Below are 22,638 nucleotides of genomic sequence, written 5' to 3'. Positions count from 1 at the left end.
ACTTCTTTATAAATTTAATAATAACACTATAGTGTTATTTAATGTGATTAAGATAAATAATTGATTGAAGTTATGTATATTTAGCTTTTATTTATTATTGGTAATTTCATGTACCGTATTTAATAATAAATCCAATTAGGAAAAAGTGAACAAGGATGAGCTTCCTGTAAAAGCGAAAGAAAAACTTGCTGCGAAATAATAAAAAGGATTTGGTCTTAAAGTCAAATCCTTTTCTGTTTTCAAAATCTTCTTCTGAAATGAATATGAATCCATTTCTTTTAAATTGAGCTGTTGTTACGCTCTAACTAGTCTGTTTATTTCCACTAATTACATAAGTGTTATCGTTTTTGCACCAGAACCGATATCCCTACATTTATCTGTCCATTTGGTTAAGGTATCGAATAGACCTTACGTATACCACTGCGATTTCTGATAACTTACATGTAGAGGTATTACTCAATATAACAAAAATGTAATGTTAATGAAATGTAATTCCACCGATACTATTAATGAAATTATATAAAATGAAGGGGAGTTAAAGAATTTTATAATGAAAAAGGAGAAGTATTAATGCGAAATATATTAAGTGTAGAAAAAATTGAAAAATATTATGGTAATAAAGATAATGTAACAAAGGCTATAGATAATATTAGTTTTAAGGTAGATGAGGGAGAATTTGTTGGGATAATGGGGCCTTCAGGAAGTGGCAAAACTACATTACTTAACTGTATATCAACGATTGATCATATTACTACGGGGAAAATAATGATAAATAATAGTGACATTACTCGGTTAAAATCAAATTCACTAGATAAGTTTAGACAAAATGAATTAGGGTTTGTATTTCAGGACTTTAATTTATTAGATACCCTTACTGCTTATGAAAATATTGCCCTAGCGTTAACTATAAAAGGTGAGGCAAGTTCAAAAATTGATGAAAAAATACAAGCGGTTGCAAAATATTTAGACATTGAACAAGTATTAAGCAAATACCCTTATCAAATATCAGGCGGACAAAAACAAAGGGTTGCTTCGGCAAGAGCTATCGTAACAGATCCATCTTTAGTACTTGCAGATGAACCAACAGGATCGTTAGATTCTAAATCAGCTAGATTATTACTCGAAAGATTTGAAAGTCTTAATAAGGATTTAAAAGCTACAATACTTATGGTTACTCATGATGCATTTACAGCAAGCTATGCTCGTAGAATTCTTTTTATTAATGATGGCAAAATATTTATCGAGTTGGTAAGAGGAAATGATTCCAGAAAAGAATTCTTTACTAAAATTATCGAAGTTATAACCCTTCTTGGAGGTGACGATAATAATGTACTCTAAGATTGCTATTGGGAATATAAAGAAAAGTTTTAAAGATTATGCAATATATTTCTTAACACTAACACTGGCTGTTTGTATATTTTATAGCTTTAACTCTATAGAATCACAAAAGGCACTTGTGGAAATTAACGCTGCAGATAGAAAGTATGTGCCTACAGTAATGAACGCTATCTCAGATGTATCAGTATTTGTATCCGTAATATTAGGTGGTTTAATATTGTATGCAAATAATTTCTTAATTAAAAAACGTAAAAAAGAATTAGGAATATACATGACTTTAGGTATGGGAAGAAGAAATATATCCAGAATATTAGTAACAGAGACATTTCTAGTTGGTGTTATATCTTTAGTGAGTGGACTAATAATAGGTATTGGAGTATCGCAGGGATTATCAACATTTGCATTAAAGTTATTTGAATTGCCCATCAATAAATATAAATTTATAATTTCAACGGGGGCTATAGGTAAAAGTATAGTATACTTTGGAATCATGTTTTTGCTTGTTATGTTATTTAATGTATATGTTGTTTCTAAATACAAAATAATTGATTTGTTAACAGCAGGTAGAAAAAACGAAGATGTAAAATTTAGAAATCCTCTTATCTATGTAATCACATTTATTATGTGTGTAGTATCACTTGGATATGCATATGTGACTATACTAAAAATCGGATTGAATTATAATAATCCTATGCTCATAGTATCAATCATTCTTGGCATATTAGGTACATTGCTGTTTTTCTTTAGTTTATCTGGATTTATATTATATGTTGTAAAGAAGAATAAAAAAATCTATTTTAAAGGGTTAAATATATTTATCATCAAACAAATAAATAGTAAGGTTAATACAAATTTTATATCCATGTCTGTAATCTGTTTAATGTTATTCCTTACAATGGTGGCTTTATCTACAGGAATCAGCTTTAACAGAATGATGGACGCAAGAATGAAAGAAGCAACACCATTTGATGCCAGTATTAAATTGGAGAATAAGGATGAAAGTTACACGATAGAAGATGTATTAAATAAAGCTAATTTTAAAATAAGTAATAACGAAAAATATGTATATTATAATGTATATCCAACAGAGATGAAAGTGGAGGACTTAGTACCAGAAGTACGTAAAGATTATAAGAAAAGCGGTATGGATTTCATTAAAGTATCTGATTATAATGAAATTTTAAATCTTAAAGGAGAAAAGGAAATCACTTTAAATAACAATGAAGTTTTACTTTTATCAAATAATAAGCGGTTGCTTAATTCGATAAATGAAAGATTAAAAAATAGCAATAAGGTGAATATTAAAGAAAAAGAATATCTGGTAAAAAACGCTAAAATTACACAAGAGAGTCTTTACACTTCTGATGAACAATTTGATTTCTTCACAATCGTTATAAATGATGAGTTTTTATCAGATTACAAAATCATTGCATCCATACTTAATGTAAATTATTTAGATGGAAATAGAGAAGAATATAATAAAAAGTATGATAACGTTGCACGGGGCTTTTATAACAAAAATGGCCCGAAATTAAATATTAATCGTATAGCAGGCAAATCAAAGGATGAAGTTCGTGCAGAAAGTAAGGGATTGAAAACTATCATACTGTTTATTGGGATATATATAGGAATTGTATTTTTAATAACGAGTATGGCTGTATTAGCTCTGCAACAATTATCAGAAGCCAGTGATAGCATAGATCGATATAAATCTTTGAAGAGAATTGGTTCAAACAGAACAATGATTGACAAAACGATTTTTATTCAAACTTTCGTATACTTTAGTCTTCCAGTTATTCTTGCCCTAATTCATTCTGTAGTTGGAATTTATGTAGTCAATGATTTTATTAACGCATTTCAACAAATAGACATGATTTTACCAGCATTGATGACTGGCTTAGTATTTCTTGTAGTGTATGTAGGATATTTCTACACGACATATGTCGGTTATAAAAATATTGTAAAAAGTAATACTTAATTTTATAATGCTCATTAAGGCTATTACACCTTGTTTCTCAAGATGTAATAGCCTTATATTCTATATAGGAAGGGAAAAATCATGAAAAAAATCATTCTTATTGAAGATGATGAAATCATCAGAGAAGAATTACAAAATTTTTTTATAAAGTATGGATATGAAGTAAAGGCTCCCACAGATTTTAATCATATTATCGAATATATAGAAAGTGAGAATGCAAACCTTATATTACTAGACATAAATCTTCCTGTGTTCGATGGCTATTATATATGCAGAGAAATACGTAAAACTTCAGATGTTCCAATCTTCATGGTTACAAGTAGAGATAGTGATGTAGATGAACTGATAAGTATGAATTTGGGAGCAGATGATTTTATAACAAAGCCTTATAATACAGAAATATTATTAGCAAGAGTAACAAACATTTTAAGAAGAACATCTGGAGATTTCAAGATGAATCATATCTTAATTTATAGGGATTTTAATTTAAATCTTTCAAATGCAACAGTTACTTATCAAGACAAGTCTGTAGAATTAACTAAAAATGAAGTTAAAATACTCTCATGCTTAATAAATAATCGCGGAAATATTGTAAAAAGAGATTCACTCATAGAAACTTTATGGAAATCTGATTATTTTGTGGATGATAGCACCTTAACTGTTAATATAAATAGATTAAGAAAAAAGCTTGAAGAGATAGGTATAGAAAATCCAATTGCAACAAGAAGAAGCTTAGGGTATATAATGCCATGAATATAGGTGAATTTATTAAAGATAAAATAGTAGTAATACTATCAAATGTACTGGTATATATCATACTAGCAGGTATATTGCTGACTGCGCATGTTCCGTTCATTATCATATTCTTTGTCTTTTGTATTTGGTTTTTTCCATTGATTTCATATATGGTTATAGAATTTATAAAATGTAAAAATTATTATAATGAGATTAATGGCATATTAGAAAACTTGGAGAAAAAATACCTACTACCAGAGGTCGTAAAGGAAGCAAACTTTATACATGGTGAAAAGCTTAACGCTATACTGAAAGAGGTAAGTAGGGATATGCATGAAAATGTAAAGTATTATAGAGACATACAGTTGGATTACAGAGAATATATAGAGACATGGGTGCATGAAATTAAGACACCAATAGCTTCTACAAAGCTTATAATTGAAAATAATCAAAATGAAGTAACGAATAAAATTGACTCTCAAATGGATCGAATCGAGGGGTTTGTAGAACAGGTTCTGTATTATTCTCGAAGCAATAACGTTAATAAAGACTACATTATCAAGCCAATTAACCTTGATAATGTAGTAAGGAATGTAATTAAAAGAAACTATAGGGATTTTATTCATAAGAGAATAAAATTAGATATACAGGATATTGATGAGGTTGTATATAGTGATGGAAAATGGGTTGAATTTATTATTAATCAAATAATAGGAAATTCTATAAAGTACTCAAATAACAAAGAACAAATGATACGTATATGCTTAATTAAGAAAACTAACTCAGTAATACTAACTATAGAGGATAATGGAGTAGGGATAGTAACCAAAGATATAAATAGAGTTTTTGAGAAAGGATTTACTGGAGAGAATGGAAGAAAGTTTAGCAAAAGTACAGGAATGGGCTTGTATCTATGCGAAAAACTGTGTTCAAAATTAGGATTGAAAATTGCCATTGATTCTGAAGTGAATAAAGGAACTAGAGTTACATTAATATTTCCGTTGTCAGGTATGGTAACTTTTGAGCCTTATTTATAAAAGAGATGCTGTCATCTTTCCACGAATTTCGTATGAAACTTAAGAACAAACGTAAAACGGTATGAAAAGACTAGAAATTCTCTTCATACCGTTTGTATTATTTAGTCATTTAACACATTGGTATATTTAATTGTGAATCAGATCAATGTTAATCTGGATTAGTCATTACTATTTTTGATGCCCACTAATACTTAACGTAAGATTTGGTTTGGTTGCTACACAGACCTCGTAAGCGAGAAATTGTACACTATATAAAACAGTAAAATAAATATCCGATCCCTTAGCGTACAAGGAATCGGATATTTTGTGTCTAAATTCTGTTCAAACGCACAGTTTTCTTTTTTGATATTGTGACTCTATGCCCATCAAGCTAAGATTTTAAATTACCCCTAAAACGAAAAAGTTATTTCTCTACAGTCATTTATGAAAAATTAATCGAATTTCTTTTTTTACAGATGATTAATTTTTAAAAATTATACTCAAGGATTAGGGTTTTACAATAACTTTTATGAACTATTAATACTTCATAAAAGTTATTGTGAATTTTGTGAATGAGTGTTTTTGGCTTTCTACTTTAATAAATCCATGGTGAGCTTCGATAATTGATTTCGCTAGTGCTAAGCCAATTCCAATGGAGCCTTCTTTATTAGAATTTTTTGTTTTGTAAAATCTATCGAATATATATGGCAAATCTTCTGATGCAATACCTTCACCAAAATCTTGAATTATTATTTCAGTATGAATAGGAGAGTTTGTGACTTCAATATAAATAGAACTATTATCATTTGAATGTTCAATGGAATTCTTTAAAATATTTAATAAAGCTTCTTGCATCCAAATACTGTCATGGAAAAGTGATATTTTTTCATTGGTTTTTAAATGTATGTTCATATTTTTTTTATTTAATTTACTGTTCAAACTAGCAATGACCTCATAAATTGTATCAATAATATCAGAGTTTTCTTTTTCAAATAGTATTGCTCTAGCATCTATTTTTGAAACTTTTAATAAATTATGTATTAAAAAGTTGATTCTTGAAATTTGAACATCATTATTGTGTAAAAAATGATATTGTTGTTCGTTTAATTTACCTTGTAATAAGATATCATTGTTCACTGTTAGTGTTGAGAGTGGTGTTTTTAGTTGATGAGAAATATCTTGTAAAGTTTGAATTAAAAATTGTTTTTCTTCCATTAAATTATGCATACTTTTTCTAATAACATTTTTCAGTTTATGAAAAGAATTAGCAAGTTTAGCTAGATCACCTTCTCTATTTTCCTTGATATCAATGGTGTAATCACCTTCAATAATTTTATTCGCTGCAGCTGTTACATTTCTAATTTTTAAGAAAAAAGATTTATATTGTAAGTAATTTAGAAAAATTAGGATTAAGCTGAACCCTATTGCTCCAAGGAACATATATATATTGTTTTGAGATATATGTTTATTTAAATAAGGAAAAAGTCTTGAATCCAATTCAGTAGAGAGACCATATTGATTTAATAGCATTTCTCCATCACTGGAATAATCTTTTTTATTCGCTGTATCATTTGTAAGTGCTTGTATTATTTCGTATTCATTTTCTGGGTTTTGTGCAATTAGTTTTCCGGTAATTTCACTCCAAATAGTAATATAATCATTTTTTAAATGGTCATATAGAATATGAACTGTGATAACTTGATATATAATAAATAAAAAAGAGATTAATGCTAATGTAAGTATATTAATTTTTATTTCTCTATTTATCATTAAATTACTCCTTACTGACGTCTTTATTCCAAAAATATCCGATACCTCTTTGAGTGATTATACAATTAGGATTTTGTGGAGTATCCTCAATTTTACTTCTCAATCTTTTTACATAAACAGAAAGAGTATTTTCATCGAAAAACACTTCACCTTCATCTGCTATTTTTTTCAATATCTCATTTCTTTGCAACACTTTATGAGGATTTAGCATTAACGTTAATAAGAGTTTGTATTCTAAATGTGTTAAATTTATACTTTTCTCATGCTTAAAAGCTCTGGCCGCTTCAACTTCAAGCTGTATATTTTCAGACCTCAATATAGTATTAGAAGCTGTTTTAATTTTTTTTCTTAATTGTACTTTTACTCTAGATAATAGCTCTTTTACCCTGAAGGGTTTTGTTATATAATCATCTCCACCAATATCAAGGCCCATTACTACATTTGCCTCCTCATCCAGTGCTGTGAGAAAAATAATAGGTATATCACCTTTTCTTTTAAGATAGGTACATAAATCATACCCATTTCCATCTGGGAGTCCAACATCCAATATAGCTAAGTCAAATTTATTATTTTCGTATTGGTCTTTTGCATCTTGTACAGTAGAAACTCTTATAACCTCAAGTCCTTCTCCTTTTAGAGTAAACTCAATAGCCATTCCTAGATCGTTATCGTCTTCAACGAATAATACTTTATCCACAGTATCTCTCCTCATTTGTCTTTGATTATGGCAGTATTTTAGATTATGAAAGTTATTTTACACGTTGATTGGCTAATTTAAAATAGCTTAGTATGGAAATGGATTTTTAGAGGCTTTTCTGAGTATAAGCATAATACCCAAATCGGCTTGAAGCTTTTCAGTACATAATGAGATACAACAATTACTTAAATTAGAATATTTACGTAATTCATACATGTACTAGCTTATATTTTGAAAAACCTTGTAATAGTGTCTTGTTGAATTTGTACGTTTTTATACAATCAGTAATGTTTTGTTTAAGTTATCTTATACAAAAATGTTAAATGAAATTTGAATTCGCATTAATTATGTAAATGAATTTTAAAAAAAGATCAATGAGAATAAGAGCCGAATGGGAGCTGATTTTTGAGAATTTGAAAAGTATGTGTGTACTTAAATAAGTGTATAAAAGCCATTTAATTTTAAAGTATATCTTGATCAGAGTTACGAGTATATAAAAAGTTAGATTTAGTAATCTTACTAAATTGTAAGATTAAAGTATATATAGTAAGACAAGAGTTATTCAATTAACAATTAAAGACGTCTATACTGAAGGTAATCATTCTTTATTAAGACTTGTAGCATTTTAGCGCCTGTTTATATAAAGAAAAATCCTACTGTTCTAATCCCAGATTAAACACAGTATATGAGGAGGAAGAAAATGAAAAAGATAATAGGATTTCTAGCAGTAACAGCAATTTTTATAGGTATAGGGTTTGCTGTAAATCGTTATATAAATGGTCCCTCACAACCAGTAAACGGTATCATGGTATCTGGATCGAAAGAAAATATATCTGCTGTTAAAAATCTGTATAAAGATCAAAACGCACAAACAGCAGATTATAGTTATAAATTGGTCACAGAATTAATAAAACAAGAACTCACTACCGAACAGAAAGAAGTTATTAAGAAAGAATGGAAAGAAAAAGGAGAAAATATGACTGAGGAAGAGATGGACTATCAACTTGATAAGTCATCTGTTAGAAAGAAACAATACGCGGTTATTACAAAATCTACAGCAGAAAAATTCTTGAAAAAAGGAATTGTAAGAACACCCTTATCTAAAGAAGATAGTTCAATAACTTCAACCCCGGTAAAAGAAATAAAAGAACTAGCGAGTGAAAAAAATTTATTTTATAGAAAAAAAGTGGAAGATGAGGAAGTTAAGGATGGAAATTTAAATTTAAATGGTCAAATGATACCTGTTCAACATATTGAACAAAATAATTGGATTGGCTATTTTTCATCACCGATAGTAATTGTTAATGAGGAAACGTATAAACAATTAAAAGAAAAAGAAGTAAGCCTTTCGTTAATTCAGTTTGCAAAAGAAAATTTTGATTATAAAAATAAAAACAAGGTAAAAAAGGTGGTCGAATACGTTTCAAAAGTGTATGCAGTGAAAGACGAGAATGGTGAGTACGATAAGGATAAAATCTATTTTGTAGAGATTCAAAATTAATCTGTGAAAAGGATGAGTTGTATGGAGGTTGTTAGATTAGAAAATGTAGTAAAAACATATGGAGAAGGAGAAACACAAGTACAGGCGTTAAAAGGAATTAATCTTTCCATTCATAGGGGAGAATTCGTAACCATAGTTGGAGCATCAGGTTCTGGTAAAAGTACCTTATTGCATATTTTAGGAGGGCTGGATCGTCCGAGTTCGGGAAATGTGTTTATAGGTGATGAAAATATCTACAATTATAAAGATAATGAACTCTCTATTTTTCGCCGAAGAAAAGTTGGCTTTATATTTCAGTTTTTTAATTTAATACCTGTTTTGAATGTACAAGAAAATATTGCTTTGCCAGCTCTATTGGACGGAGAACAAGTAGATGATCATTACCTGGATGAAATTATAAGAACTCTAGGGTTAAATGAAAGACGAGATCATTTGCCTTCTGAATTATCGGGTGGTCAACAACAAAGAGTATCTATTGGTAGATCTCTTATAAATAAACCCGATATTATCTTAGCAGATGAACCAACCGGAAATCTAGATACAAAAAATACAAAAGAAGTTCTGAATTTATTAAAAGTAACGGCTAAAAAATATAATCAGACGATGATTTTAATTACCCATGACCCTGCTATCGCATCAAACTCTGATCGAATTATAACCATTACAGATGGCATGATTATTTCAGATAAACAATTAGTGCAAAATCAAGAAAAATATGGAGGGGAGGAGTATTGATTCATAGTTACAAACAGTTAAGTCAAAAATATCTCAGAAGTAATATAAAACGTACTTTGCTAACATTAACAGGTATTATTCTAGCGTTGGCGCTAATAACAACGATTGGACTTTTTTTTTATAGTGGATACACTTCGGGAATTGAAAATGCTAAAAAAGGTTCTATGGGTTCTGCAAATATTTCAGTTGAAAATTATAATCAAAAGCTTTTCAATATGATAAAAAGTAATCCTAATATATCTTCTTATGGCATCATAACTCCAGGAGAGGTGATCCAAAATGGTGAGATAGCTGTCTCTTATATGTATGCAGATCATCAAGCATTGAAGCTGTTAAAGTCAAGTATTCCTGTAGAAGGTAAGCTACCTTCAAATCAAAACGAGGCTGTTTTAGAAAAATGGATGCTGCCTTACTTCGGGCCCAATCTTAAATTAGGCGGTATGTTTACTATTCATGAAAAAAAATACAAACTTGTTGGTTTGTTAAATAAGTCTAGTAGTAATCAGGAAAATAAACCCGGTCAATTATTGACATATAAAAATAAATTTAAAGTTGGAGAAGGTAGCGTATTGATTGAATTGCATAAATACGCAAACTTTGATGAAGTTGAAAACCAATTTAAATTATTGACGAATAAAGAAAATATAAGAGTGAATGAAGAATTAAAGAGAGCCTTAAAGCCTAGTGTGGAGATAATGGCGGCAGCCGCAATTAGTATTGGGATTGTTGTGATTTCTACAATTGTTATTATTTATAATGCATTTCAAATTAGTATAGTAGAGCGAATGAAACAGTTTGGCCTATTGAGGAGTATAGGAGCTACAAAAAAACAAATCAGAAAAATTGTGATAAGAGAAGCAACATTTCTCTCTATTATTGCTATCTTTTTTGGGATTTTGTGCAGCATATTAGTAGTCTTTTTACTTAATCAAGTACTGATAAACATACTTAAAAACTCTATGGGATATACAATTAAATTAGATTGGTTAATTATATGTGTATGTTCTTTAATTACATTGATAACTGTTTATATTTCAAGCTATTTTCCTGCTTTTTTTGCAGGTAGAATTTCACCGTTATTGGCCGTAAGTAGTCGATTAGCTATAAAAAAAGAAAAAATAAAGAAAAAAAAGAGAACAAAATTAAAGAAACCACTATCTTTTCCGTTAAGTATGGCATTAAAAAATATCCAAAGGAATCCCAATAGATATACAGTTACAATTTTATCTATTATTATAAGTAGTGTACTGTATATCACGTTTACGTTTCTCATAGACACTGTCATTCAGCGTAAACAACCGGAAATTCAAGCTCTAAAATCGGATATATCAGTTACGGTTAATTCAAATTTAGACAAGCCTAGCATAGATCGTATGAGTCAAAATATTTATAAAGTTAATAACGTAGAGAAGCTGTACAAGCAATATCAGGCAAATAATTTTTATACGAAAGTACCAAAAAATAAACAAATTAAAGAATTACAAGGAAATGAATCGCTGTATCAAAAAGTAAAATATAATAATCAAACTGTAGAAATTATGAAAACACAAATAAAAGCATACGATGAGAATAGTTTAAAGAAACTAGCTGAAAATGTAACTAGTGGAAGAATTGATATTTCAAAATTAAATCGTGAAAAAGAGGTTGTTTTAGTAAAACAAGCTGCATCAAATGATATGAATACAAGTAAAAAATATATAGGTTCTCTAAGCACTTTTCAGGTAGGGGATGAAATCCAAATAACAAGTCAGCAAGAAAGAAAATCTCCAGAGGAAATCTCCTACAATGAAGAAAAACTAGAAACTTTAAAAATAGCTGCTATTGTAGAATTGGACATTTTTAATATGAGTAGAGTGATGGATACCATAACTTTTATTACTAGTGAACAAATAGCCGAATATATTACACCATCTCCACAAAAATTAACAGGTTTTGAAATTGATTTAGAGAATCAATCTCGGGCTGATGCTACAATTTTAGATATACAAAAAAAACTGGGTGGAGATGCATCTATAGATGTACAAAATAATATTGTTCAAAGTAATTTCCATACAGACAATATACTTTATATAAAAATATTAGGGTACGGATTTATAGCTGTTATTACACTAATTGGTTGTGTAAATATTTTAAATACCATTACAGTCAGCATCATTATGAGAAGAAAAGAATTGGCTGCTTTAAAATCGATTGGTATGTCGCAGAAGGATTTGAAAAAGATGGTTATATATGAAGGACTTCTGTACGGTTTCTTTGGAAGCATACAAGGGATCTTTTTCGGCTGTATGCTGTCGTATATTCTTTATGTAGCACTGTCAAATACGGTGTCGTTTGAATGGATTATACCTTATCAATCTAGCTTTATCACATTTATAACTGCACTTTTGATTAGTTATGTATCGGTACTAATTCCGCTTCGGAAAATTAAAAAGGATAACGTTATAGATGTAATTAGAGAAGAATAGCAGTGGTTATAACAATATGTGATTCTGAAGTTCAACCGAGATACGTGTAAAACGGTTCGTAATCTGTATTATTTCAATTTTACAGTTTAAATCGAGGAATTCTAAAACATAAAATACAAAAGTACCTTATATTATATAAGGTACTTTTGTATTTTTTAAAATGACATAAGATACGTTTACTTGAGTTCTTTAGGTAGTTAGTGTTTGATATACTAATTTAAAATAAAAATGTTGAGTAGTTCATTTTTAGTATACATCAATATATCTGAATTAAAAATGCAATTTTGCATCGAAATATCTGCAGTACCAATTCCATACTAGCCTCAAGTCTATTACAGTGGGAGCATTGTTGTTACTAGTTGGTGGAGTCATTTTCTTAAAACATAAAAATACATAAAAAGAGAAGTAAGGACGAGTTACGTAAAGTTGTATATGATTACACGCAGTGAGAAACTAGAATTAGAAATGTGTATGATGTATTGATGGCTACATGTTATGGGGGGAGGATACTTGTTATTGGAAAAAGTATTTAGTGAAAACATAAATTGAAGTGTTTGTATAAAAAACCTCCCAAAGGAGGCTTTTTATGAAGATAAACGTTTTGAAGCAGTCATCTTTTTAACTTTCATAATAATTTCACGTTCTAACATTTCATTTTTCTTACCAATTCGGCTTCCAATAAAGAAAACATCGATTAAAGCCCAGAAACCAAGCCCTCCAAGAGTCAGTGTCATGGCAATTGCCATACCAAAGTCACGTGCGTAGTAGCGGTGACCACCAAGTCCGCCTAGAAAAAACCAAATTAGGTAAGCAAGTCCTTTTGATTTTTTCTTTTTCTCAAACTCTGAAGTAACAAGAACCATTTGATCCGTTGTTAAGTCCTTTTTCAATAGTAGGTTATCCATTAAAATTCTCCCTTTAAATGTAAGATATAATTATTCCGAATATAAATATATCACAATATTAATTTTAATGTAATAACCCAGAAAAATATTATTGGTAATTCAAAAATTAATGGTTAAATACAATTTAAAGAATATGGTCAATCATTTGTGTGAAATAGCTTGTGTATACCATTTGGGATACTATAATTAATTTTCAATTTCATTTCAAGAACAATGGAAACAAAAGAGAAATCGAAACGAAATCATGAAAGAAACTATATTAAAAGCACTACGATTTAAAAATAGAAAAGGCCTCATCAAATAAAGATGACATTGGTGGATCAGTTTCAAGTTGTATAAAATTTAAAGCGCATTTGTAGAATCATGGAGAAATAAGAGATTGTTTGTTCGGTTCGCATAGCGAATCTGTTATTTAATTAAAACAAGAGATTTAGAAATATATAACATACATAATTATTATAGATGTCAATGGAATTCAAAAAAGATGAAACTGTTGAATACAGAAATAGCTTTTTTGATGTTGCCTAGCTTTTTTAATGTCCTTTACAAAGGAGACAGATCACTTTATTTGTTTGATCGTGGTCAAAAGACAATTAAAATATGAAGATGAGATAAACTAATAGTTTGACAGATAGAATAATTAATAACTTTTGAGAATAAATTCCATTTTATGCTGTGGGATTCCTATCAATTAATACTCATTAGAAATTTATAAAGATTTGATTGAATTTTAGGAAAATAGAGGTTGTTATTGAAAATCTAACTAAGGATAAAGTTATGGAACGCATCAATAAACGGATTATTAAGAATGGAAAATAACGGATAAATAGCAGAGAGATGAATATGAACGGAAGAAAATCTTGTGGCTCACAAAGAATTTAAGAGCTAGAGATATAAATAACAGCACAGATAAGGTTGAAGAAATCTTTATCAATTCTAGCTAAATGATAAAAGCCCTGCAGGGGATGCAGGGCAAGACTAAGGGTATTGAAGAATTGTCGATTCTAAAAGTAAAGGACTTCTTGGAATGTTTTAAGTTTAACACGTAATATATTAAAACGTTATATAAAGATGTTACAGAAATGTAAATATAAAAAAACTCTGATAAATATTATGAAAAAGATTGAGAATCTATAGAAGCTATAAGGGATTATGTTTGCAATGGTGTCTGTATAGAGTTAATAGGGCAGGCTTTTGTTTGTCTTAGTATTCGGGAATCTAGTAGAATTCCCGAATACTAAGACAGGCTCCTGGGTATTACGAAGCATGAAAGCATCAAAAAAGCCCGTACAGAAGCACAGGCCGGTTGATACACATATCGGTAACTAAATATTAACAGAAATAGTTAGTAAGTACTATTGAAAAAATAAAAAACTGCTTTCCCCCTAAGACGGTTTGAAGAATAGTCTGTATAATAAACCAACATTAACCAATTTACTATCAATTAAGGTGACAATAGTATTACAAATTTGTAAGGTTTATCAGGTAGAGGAACCAATGAAAAGGATATACAATCGTTATCTTTCAGCATATCCACTTCGAAATTTATCAAATACTTACTTGAATGTCGTTATCTCTATATAGATATTTTATTTGAACAAAAAAATGACCCTTACAATTGAGTACGAGTCCTAAAAGCAAAGAAAAAGTCGTATATGATACTACATAAAATCATTTTTATTACAATATTTTAATGTATAGTTATCTATACATGGATGTGCGAAAGAACGGACAAACATGCTATTTGCAGATGAAAAATTCCTAGAGGGGACTAGGAATTTTCTACTGAACGATACGATTTATAAAAAGAATATAATTAATATATCATAAGAATGTTTCATAAATGTATCGAAAAAGTGAACACTTTGTTATTTGAATGTAAGTTGAAAACCAAATATTTAAGCATGCAGTTTAATAAGGAAAGAGGAACTTAAAATCTGATGAATCTTCACCAATATCGTTTAATTGTCTGATGTAAAGGTGAAAGGATATTAACGAAAAAGCCAAATTAGTAGGAAGTAAATTTAAAAAGTCCTGTCTTTTGACAGGACTTTCAAAAAGGGAACAACAGTTAACAATTGAAGGTTCCTTTATATTACCATTACTAGTAATTTAATTCCATGTGTTATGTGTTGAGAAATAATCTTCTATAAGATGAAAAAAAGTAACCAATGAAGTTAAGTAACGAATTGATGTAAAAATGACATTTGGACCTGTAAGTAATGGATATGAAACATATAGTTATAGTCGAGAAAATGAACAGTTCATAATCTAGAAATTTTAGCTTGCATATAGTATATGTTGTAAAGAAAGGGTGGGGATGAAGTATGGAACGACCGAACTGGGGCATCGGGGGGGAGTGAGAACTATGTTTGGGGGCGCCCAAACTGGGTGGATGATAGGGATGGGCGCTGGGTTTCTTGGTATGGCTTTGACGAGATGGATTGGGAAATAATATAACAGATTTACTTTCTTCGATAAATAAAGCGATAGGCACATAAGAATGTACTTACATAGGATTTTAAAAAGAGACACCAAAGGGCGTCTCTGCATACTTACATTTCCACTTTAATTATTACAATACCCTTTTAACATACCTTTAGAAAAACGATTTGGATATAAAGCAATAAGCATCCCGTAGGGGCTTCCTTTCCAATAGCGTTGTAAGGGTGTCCGTAATTTTTGTTTTATGAGCCATCGTTGATTAAATACTTTTAATAGCTGTTTTTCATCCAGTTTTTCTTTCTCTTCAATGGTCCATCTTAAGGCTTCTAGTGCTTTACATTTGGACCAAAAGCCAACTGGTGTAACTTTGAATTCCCATTCTTTAAAGCGACCTTGATATAAGTCGTTTATCATTTTAAATGGACTATTTCCCCACATTAATTGACATGGAGACGCTAATCTGTGAGTCTTTAGCCACTTTATACTGTATACATCCAGTATTTGTTCGGGAGTTAATTTTTCTTTTTCTTCAATGGTCCATTTCAATGCTTTTAATGCTTTTTCTTTTGTCCAGAAGTTATTGGGCGTCATAAGAAATTCCCATTCTTTAAAACGACTAGGGTACAGATCGTTAATCATTGCAAACGGACTACTATTCCAGTACATAGCCAGAGGGGCACTAAGTTTGTTTTTCTCCAACCATTTTTTTCCATATACGCGTAAGAGCTTTTCGTTCGATAGACCTTTTTTTTCTTCAATCATCCATTTCAAAATCGTTAATGCCTTTTCTTTCGTCCAAAAATTTAAAGGAGTCATACCAAACTCCCATTCTTTAAACTCACTTGGGTATAAATCATTTATTGCTTTAAAAGGGCTATTTTCGTATCTATGTTTGAGTAATCCTCGTAATTTATACTTTACAAGTAATTGAGTGTTCCATTTTTTTCTGATGTCTTCCTTATCCCATTTTAAGATACTGTGTAATAAATATGTGATTACTCTGCGGGCGAGCTTATTATCCATATCTTCTTTCCAAGTATTCGGAGGGAATCGTTTCCGTTTTCCATCCAATATTTCTTGATAAATATCTTCTATGGCAACGACTTTTATTGACAATATGTAAATCCTCCTACATTTGTATTTATATTTATACAGTATGAACATTCGAATTAATATATCTACATTATATAATTTAAGTGAAATCATCATTAAAAACAATATATATATTAGTTTTTTCTAAAAAATCTAATCATTTAACTAATTAATATTTGTTTAAATTTTCTTTTTTTGTTATATACTTAATTAATATCATTATATATGTATATTAGGAGTGTATTTTTATGGAGAAGCTTAACAAAAGCGATATTATTCGCACCGTCCCGCAAAATGGTTTCTTTGGACATCCCAAAGGACTATTTACTTTATTCTTTACAGAATTTTGGGAGCGATTTTCTTACTACGGAATGAGAGCAATATTACTTTACTATATGTACTATTCCATTTCTAAAGGTGGCTTAGGGATGGATCACGCCACAGCTGCATCCATTATGGCTATCTATGGTTCGTTAGTTTACATGTCTGGCATTATTGGTGGGTGGATTGCTGACCGCCTATTAGGTTCAAGTAGAACAATATTTTGGGGTGGCGTTTTAATAATGATTGGTCATCTCATCTTAGCTCTACCAGGCACGGTTAGTACATTATTTATCTCAATGGTATTTTTAGTACTTGGAACAGGGTTATTAAAACCGAATGTATCTAGTATTGTTGGTGATTTATATAGCGAAACAGACACTAGACGTGACTCAGGTTTCAGTATTTTCTATATGGGTATTAATTTAGGGGCTCTATTATCTCCGTTTGTGATTGGAACACTCGGTCAAAAGTATAACTTTCACTTAGGTTTTGGTGTGGCTGCAATTGGTATGTTATTTGGATTAATTATGTATGTTCTTACGAAAAAGAAAAATCTAGGATTAGCAGGAACGCAAGTACCAAACCCTTTAACAGACAAGGAAAGAAAAAAGGTCCTTATACAGTTTAGTATTGGTATTATCGCAATTGCACTAGTTTGTGTTTTAACAATTCCAACAGGTATTTTAACGATTGATCGATTTACTTTACTTGTAAGTATCTTAGGTATTCTAATTCCAACAGGCTACTTTGTCTTTATGTACCGTAGTCCAAAGACGACAAAAGTTGAAAAATCTCGCTTAATTGCTTACATACCACTATTTATCGCTGCTACAATGTTTTGGGCGATTCAAGAGCAGGGAGCCATCATCTTAGCTAGTTATGCTGATCAACGTACGCAGTTAAACTTTGCAGGATTTGAGGTTCAATCTTCATGGTTCCAATCTTTAAACCCTATTTATATTGTTTTACTAGCACCAGTGTTTGCTTGGCTTTGGGTAAAGCTGAATTCACGCCAACCAAGTACAGCAAATAAATTTGCTATCGGTTTATTATTTGCTGGTTTATCATTCTTAGTGATGATTATTCCTGCATATATCCATGGTACCGAATCCCTTGTTAGCCCAATTTGGTTAATCATTAGCTTCCTTTTAGTCGTAATCGGGGAACTTTGTTTATCACCTGTCGGCTTATCTATTACTACAAAACTAGCACCAGCAGCGTTCTCTGCTCAAACAATGAGTCTATGGTTCTTAACGAGTGCATCTGCACAAGCTATCAATGCGCAGCTTGTTCGATTATATAATCCTGAAACAGAGATTATTTATTTCGGTGTAATTGGCGGAATATCAATTGTTTTAAGTGTTATTTTATATTTCATGGCTCCAAAGATTCAGGTACTTATGAAAGGGATCAAATAATAGAACTGTGCCAAAAACTTGTTACCATGCAGGTTTTTGTGCACAGTTTTTTTAGTGTTTTATCTTATGTAAAACTAGCTCCTCTTAAACGAAGAAATGGACTAATGTACTTAATGTTTTGGTGAGAAAGAACGTTTGCATTTACGAAAACATTCATGCTAAGAGTTTGCCTAGTATAGGAGTGTATAAAAAATAAATAGAGTTATTTAAAGAAAGGAAATAGGGTTGCTTTGTGAGGATAAAGTTCAATATTTTCTTACTTCTAATAATAAGTCATAACGTAAACCTTACATATATATCCTATATATTTTAAAATCCCAACAAATTGATTTTTACAAATGGTACAATTAGGAAAAGAGAGGTGAACAGGTAATGGACAAAAAATCAAGTTGTTTTTATATCATCGGTTTAACATGGCTTGCAAGCATTACATTACTTTGGGCAAACATTTCCAAATTGATTCCAAATCAGGTTGCTTCCCTAGGTATCTTTATCGTTATGACTGTCATTGCACTGGGAGCCAGTCTGAGGGGGCTTTATCGGCTTAAAAAGAAAAAATATTAAGGGCGGATCATGTCTTTCTCAAAATGGGAAAGGGTTTGCTGTGCAACAAGAGCTTAATTGTATTAAGTGTAGGAGGAATTCGGGTGGATAAAGTACCAAAAAATAAAAATAAAAACCTGTTGTTATTGATTTATCTTAGTTTAGTATTGAATCTTATCACAGCTCCATTAGCATTATTTATAGGCGGGATGGCAACAGACTCTCCAGACAGTACTCAACTTGATTTTTTGAAAGGATTTCTCTTCATTCAAGCAATACCACTTTTTATATTGGTTATATTTTTGGCATGGTACTCTATCCGTAAGAGTAAGTATGCTTATGCTGAAATAGCTTTTTTTGTCTGTTATCATACTAGGTACCCCTATTGTTTGGATATATAATATGTATAATTCTTTTGCTAAGAAGGCCTTTTTAATACCTGATGGTTACAAAGGATGTGTGGGTGTCCTTAATAATATCAAGGATGCACCACCTCTAAAAAGTGAAGATAAGAAAATTATATATCAAGTAACTAAAGATGGACTATTAAAAACATCATCGAATGAGAGGATTGGTAGGGAAAGTGACCTTGATTCTGGGTGGAATAACGTAAAATTCTATTATATATACAAAAGGGGAAACTAAGTTAAGGGGTTAGAAGAAGGCAAAGATATTCACAATGCATCAGAAATATCGGCATCAGGATTACAAACCTTGCAATTCATTGTAGGAACAAAGAAAGAAGCAGAAGAACATTCACAATTCTCATTTTGTTTTAACGAAGAACAAAAACGGCAAATTGATTAGAAGTAAGTCATATATTCATATGGATGATTAGGAGGAAGCATTTATAGTAGCCTCAAGTCGAGAGCATTCCGTAACTAATATGTTTTATACATCTAATCCTATTTAATAGGGTAGATTTGAAAGATGGAGCCCCCGCATTCGAAAATGATGTAAATAAGTTGACCAAATGGGCAGCTTATTGTTTGTTTTTGAGTTACTTCAATATCTAAGCTAAATGCCTGTGTAGCAGAACTAAAAAAAGACGCCATAAGGCGCCCCCAACTTGGGTTAATGAGGTTTTAGTTTTCCAATCTAAAGAAATATTGTATTAGCTCACAAAGAGAGTATATCATAACATCCAAGAGAAATAATATGCATTCTTACATATCGAAATAAATCTCGTATTCTTGCACTGATGGACCAGAGATAGCAAGATGTGAAGCCAATAAGAGCTGTGAAAATATCAAGTCTAGGATGTACTTACTTGCAAACAAACACAAAAGATAATAAATACATTACATGTAGAAAGCAGATTATGACTCTACCTGCTAGCAAGTACATCGTGTTAGAACATATGTTTGTTCTCGCCTCTCACAACAAGCATAGTATTATTTTTTAGTATAAATGGAAGTGCAGCTGCTAGTTATGCAGTATGATGGGCAAAGGGACGAAATCCTAGATTTGGCGATTATAGCATTGGAATGACGGGGGAGATTGTACGAATTTCGTTTCACAAGCTGTTAATGCGAATGGAAATCGTGTAGTACTTAAAACCTCGCATACTTGGACTGTAGTTGAAAACTTCTACACTTACTGGTCTTCTAGAGTACCAACTTATGAGACTTATAGCCCGAAAGCATTAGAAGGGAATGGGAATGTTGGGGACATTATTCAATATCGAAGTGATGTAACCGGCCATAAATGGCATAGTTTAATGGTTACAAAAAATCAATAGGCAGGTTTCCAAATTAATCAGCATACTTCCGACCGAGAAAATGATGAAATTGGATATATTTTAGAATCTGAACCTTTTCTCCAAAGAGGTGGCATCTTTTTTGCTCTGTTGAAACAATAAAGAGAATAATAGATATGTCAGTATCACGTTTATGAAATCATTAGTATCACAAAAGCCATCACGCAATGATGATTGCATGATGGCTTTTGTTGTTTTTTATTTCTTTGTCGCATTGACCCACGTAGCGATGTCCTGGATGACATACGCTGGAACATTTGAAGGGACTTCGTATTCACTAGGGTGACTTAATTCCCCGTCGCCCTCCGTGAAGAGGTGATTCAATTTCGGATATTCTTTAAACTGAACATTACTGCGACTTGAAAGACCTTCTTGCCATCTCGTAAACTCTTCTTTTACTGTTACTTGATAATCACGTGAGCCTTGTAGAATCAGTAATGGCTCTTTTCGTGATTTCGCTTCCTCAACTGGATGCCAACGGGTCACATCATACATGAAATGTGGAGAAAGATAATTATAACCAGCTGGTGGGTGATCTGGATTAAAAGTAGGATCCTCAATATAAGCGAATTGTTTTTTTAGTTCATCAATATACTCCTTTGGTGCCCCAAGGTACTGATACTGATCAAGGAGCATGTCAGTAAAAGGACGTGCAGGTGGTGCCATTAAAATACTTCCTCTTACAAGTGATGAAGGTGCTTTGCTTAGTATACGTGGCATGGTGCCAGCACCTTGGCTATGTCCGAGAATGAAAATGTTATCTGGGTCAATACCTTCCTGCTGCGCTGCTGATTTTGCTGCATAGATGGCATCATCTGTAGTATCTCGGTCTAACGTAGCAGGTTCTGCAGTCATTTTAAAACCGTGTTCTAAGGAACGTTTCTCGTAACGTAACACTGCGATACCGCTTGATGAAAGACCAGCTGCAAGGTCTCTAAAGATTTTAGCTCCCATAAATGTACTGTCACGATCTTGCGGACCAGAACCGTGAACAAGTACAACAACAGGTACTTGTTCGCCAGGTTTATGTTTTGGAACCGTTAATGTAGCTGGTAACGGGTATGTAGCATTTCCAATCACGATTTCACGTTCTTGGTAGGAATCAGGTTGGTCATAGCTAGGATGTGGGATGGTATAAGATTTCTCTGGTCCAGTCCTTACGCCAATTTCATCAACTTTGCCACCAGGCGTGAATTTAAGGAGTAATGGAATAGTAGTTCCTTCGAGAGCTCCTGGAACTTCAACTGTTTGATGGACCAAGTTTCGTTCTTGTATAACAGGTGTTCCCATACTTGTAATTCTACTTCCTCCACTTTGTGTCCACCAACTTTGTAATATGTTTGCCGTAAACTTGGATTGAAAAGCAGCAGATGTCAATTGTAGTGCCTCTGAATAGTTATCTTGCTGGAGATATTCAAAAAATAAAGACGTACGCTCTGTTAAAGAGACTGGTTTCTTTTCTGTAGTTTGCACCCCTTGTGTATCTGCATGAATCTTTGTTGTAGGCGGGAAAGAAGAAACACCTAAAGAAAAGAGTAAGGCAAAAGAAAGTGCTGATTTTTGTAACTTCTTTTTTTTCATCCTGTTTAACCTCCAAAATGTAATGGTATGAAATAGGTATGGTAATTAGTGGAATGTTTCCCTATTGAGGTTTCGGTACATGTAAGAGGGAATCCTGCATACATATCATAAAAAGCCTGTTTGAAAGAGTAGAGGCGTTAAGCAATGGATTTAAACATAAATCTTTGCTAAATCATAGAAATCGATAGTTTCCCAACAATGATTCCAATCCCATTATGATGTAAGGGAAGAAAAACAAAAAGAGAGGGAGGAATACGATGAAAAAAATTTTGTGGTTCATTTCTACATTGTGCATGATTTTAGGGTTGGTAACGGGAGCTATTTTCTCAGTTACAT

General features: G+C 31.3%; 17 protein-coding genes and 2 pseudogenes. 13 read left to right on the top strand and 6 right to left on the bottom strand.

All coding sequences use genetic code 11. From position 1 onward, the window contains the following. Positions 1–570 precede the first annotated feature (570 nt). From C4S65_RS30825 to C4S65_RS30810, 4 genes are all read left to right on the top strand, one after another. On the top strand, positions 571–1,338 hold the full coding sequence (locus C4S65_RS30825) for an ABC transporter ATP-binding protein (RefSeq protein ID WP_103945792.1): 768 nt from the start codon (positions 571–573) through the stop codon (positions 1,336–1,338). After that, a complete protein-coding gene (locus C4S65_RS30820; protein ID WP_098838883.1) occupies positions 1,328–3,316 on the top strand; it encodes an ABC transporter permease in 1,989 nt (662 codons plus the stop codon). The genes C4S65_RS30825 and C4S65_RS30820 overlap by 11 nt, the downstream gene beginning before the upstream one ends. An 81-nt stretch (positions 3,317–3,397) precedes the next feature. Further along, positions 3,398–4,069, top strand: coding sequence for a response regulator transcription factor (locus C4S65_RS30815; RefSeq protein WP_098838882.1), 672 nt, complete (start codon positions 3,398–3,400; stop codon positions 4,067–4,069). After that, on the top strand, positions 4,066–5,088 hold the full coding sequence (locus C4S65_RS30810; protein WP_098838881.1) for a sensor histidine kinase: 1,023 nt from the start codon (positions 4,066–4,068) through the stop codon (positions 5,086–5,088). Before C4S65_RS30815 ends, C4S65_RS30810 begins: the two co-directional genes overlap by 4 nt. A gap of 516 nt (positions 5,089–5,604) precedes the next feature. Here C4S65_RS30810 and C4S65_RS30805 read toward each other — a convergent pair. Then, on the bottom strand, positions 5,605–6,837 hold the full coding sequence (locus C4S65_RS30805; RefSeq protein WP_098506589.1) for a HAMP domain-containing sensor histidine kinase: 1,233 nt from the start codon (positions 6,835–6,837) through the stop codon (positions 5,605–5,607). Positions 6,838–6,841: 4 nt separating this feature from the next. Further along, on the bottom strand, positions 6,842–7,534 hold the full coding sequence (locus C4S65_RS30800; RefSeq protein ID WP_097861754.1) for a response regulator transcription factor: 693 nt from the start codon (positions 7,532–7,534) through the stop codon (positions 6,842–6,844). A 700-nt stretch (positions 7,535–8,234) separates the two neighbouring features. Here C4S65_RS30800 and C4S65_RS30795 point away from each other — a divergent pair. From C4S65_RS30795 to C4S65_RS30785, 3 genes are read left to right on the top strand one after another with little or no spacing between them, the layout of a single operon-like run. Beyond that, positions 8,235–9,035 (top strand): lipoprotein BA_5634 family protein, encoded by an 801-nt coding sequence (locus C4S65_RS30795; protein ID WP_000720121.1) that lies wholly within the window; start codon positions 8,235–8,237, stop codon positions 9,033–9,035. A gap of 21 nt (positions 9,036–9,056) precedes the next feature. Beyond that, positions 9,057–9,770 carry an ABC transporter ATP-binding protein gene (locus C4S65_RS30790; RefSeq protein ID WP_000454408.1) on the top strand — a complete coding sequence of 238 codons (714 nt, stop codon included), beginning with the start codon at positions 9,057–9,059 and terminating at the stop codon, positions 9,768–9,770. Next, positions 9,767–12,235 (top strand): FtsX-like permease family protein, encoded by a 2,469-nt coding sequence (locus tag C4S65_RS30785; protein ID WP_103945791.1) that lies wholly within the window; start codon positions 9,767–9,769, stop codon positions 12,233–12,235. The genes C4S65_RS30790 and C4S65_RS30785 overlap by 4 nt, the downstream gene beginning before the upstream one ends. A gap of 584 nt (positions 12,236–12,819) precedes the next feature. Here C4S65_RS30785 and C4S65_RS30780 read toward each other — a convergent pair. Further along, positions 12,820–13,140, bottom strand: coding sequence for a TM2 domain-containing protein (locus C4S65_RS30780; RefSeq protein WP_000369371.1), 321 nt, complete (start codon positions 13,138–13,140; stop codon positions 12,820–12,822). A 91-nt stretch (positions 13,141–13,231) separates the two neighbouring features. Here C4S65_RS30780 and C4S65_RS35505 point away from each other — a divergent pair. Then, a pseudogene (locus C4S65_RS35505) lies at positions 13,232–13,512 on the top strand (IS3 family transposase); the annotation flags it as partial. 2,196 nt (positions 13,513–15,708) lie between these two features. On the opposite strand, the gene C4S65_RS30775 reads toward C4S65_RS35505, so the two are convergent. Next, the gene (locus tag C4S65_RS30775) at positions 15,709–16,701 is read right to left on the bottom strand and encodes a DUF4046 domain-containing protein (protein ID WP_103945790.1); all 993 of its coding nucleotides are present in this window, start codon (positions 16,699–16,701) and stop codon (positions 15,709–15,711) included. A 224-nt stretch (positions 16,702–16,925) separates the two neighbouring features. On the opposite strand from C4S65_RS30775, the gene C4S65_RS30770 reads away from it, so the two are divergent. The 4 genes from C4S65_RS30770 to C4S65_RS35730 all read left to right on the top strand — a co-directional run bounded on the left by C4S65_RS30770 (position 16,926) and on the right by C4S65_RS35730 (position 19,607). After that, positions 16,926–18,419: a peptide MFS transporter gene (locus tag C4S65_RS30770; protein ID WP_000413415.1), complete on the top strand. Its 1,494-nt coding sequence runs from the start codon at positions 16,926–16,928 to the stop codon at positions 18,417–18,419. Positions 18,420–18,791: 372 nt separating this feature from the next. Further along, positions 18,792–18,983 (top strand): hypothetical protein, encoded by a 192-nt coding sequence (locus tag C4S65_RS30765; protein WP_103945789.1) that lies wholly within the window; start codon positions 18,792–18,794, stop codon positions 18,981–18,983. An 83-nt stretch (positions 18,984–19,066) separates the two neighbouring features. Continuing rightward, positions 19,067–19,363 carry a hypothetical protein gene (locus tag C4S65_RS35500; RefSeq protein ID WP_255301368.1) on the top strand — a complete coding sequence of 99 codons (297 nt, stop codon included), beginning with the start codon at positions 19,067–19,069 and terminating at the stop codon, positions 19,361–19,363. A gap of 1 nt (position 19,364) precedes the next feature. Then, positions 19,365–19,607, top strand: a complete 243-nt coding sequence (locus C4S65_RS35730; RefSeq protein ID WP_346582185.1) for a hypothetical protein — start codon at positions 19,365–19,367, stop codon at positions 19,605–19,607. 260 nt (positions 19,608–19,867) lie between these two features. Here the strand turns inward: C4S65_RS35730 and C4S65_RS34740 are convergent, their stop codons facing one another. Beyond that, positions 19,868–20,017 carry a hypothetical protein gene (locus C4S65_RS34740; RefSeq protein ID WP_176543432.1) on the bottom strand — a complete coding sequence of 50 codons (150 nt, stop codon included), beginning with the start codon at positions 20,015–20,017 and terminating at the stop codon, positions 19,868–19,870. Between the two features lie 494 nt (positions 20,018–20,511). Here C4S65_RS34740 and C4S65_RS35495 point away from each other — a divergent pair. Further along, a pseudogene (locus tag C4S65_RS35495) lies at positions 20,512–20,703 on the top strand (amidase domain-containing protein); the annotation flags it as partial. A 216-nt stretch (positions 20,704–20,919) separates the two neighbouring features. Here C4S65_RS35495 and C4S65_RS30750 read toward each other — a convergent pair. Beyond that, the gene (locus C4S65_RS30750; protein ID WP_103945788.1) at positions 20,920–22,302 is read right to left on the bottom strand and encodes an alpha/beta fold hydrolase; all 1,383 of its coding nucleotides are present in this window, start codon (positions 22,300–22,302) and stop codon (positions 20,920–20,922) included. Positions 22,303–22,638: the final 336 nt, after the last annotated feature.

Source organism: Bacillus sp. ok061 (assembly GCF_900108285.1).
GTDB classification, from domain to species: Bacteria; Bacillota; Bacilli; order Bacillales; family Bacillaceae_G; genus Bacillus_A; species Bacillus_A thuringiensis_S.
The sequence above is the reverse complement of the archived record's forward strand: the minus strand, read 5'-3'. Positions and strand labels throughout refer to the sequence as shown.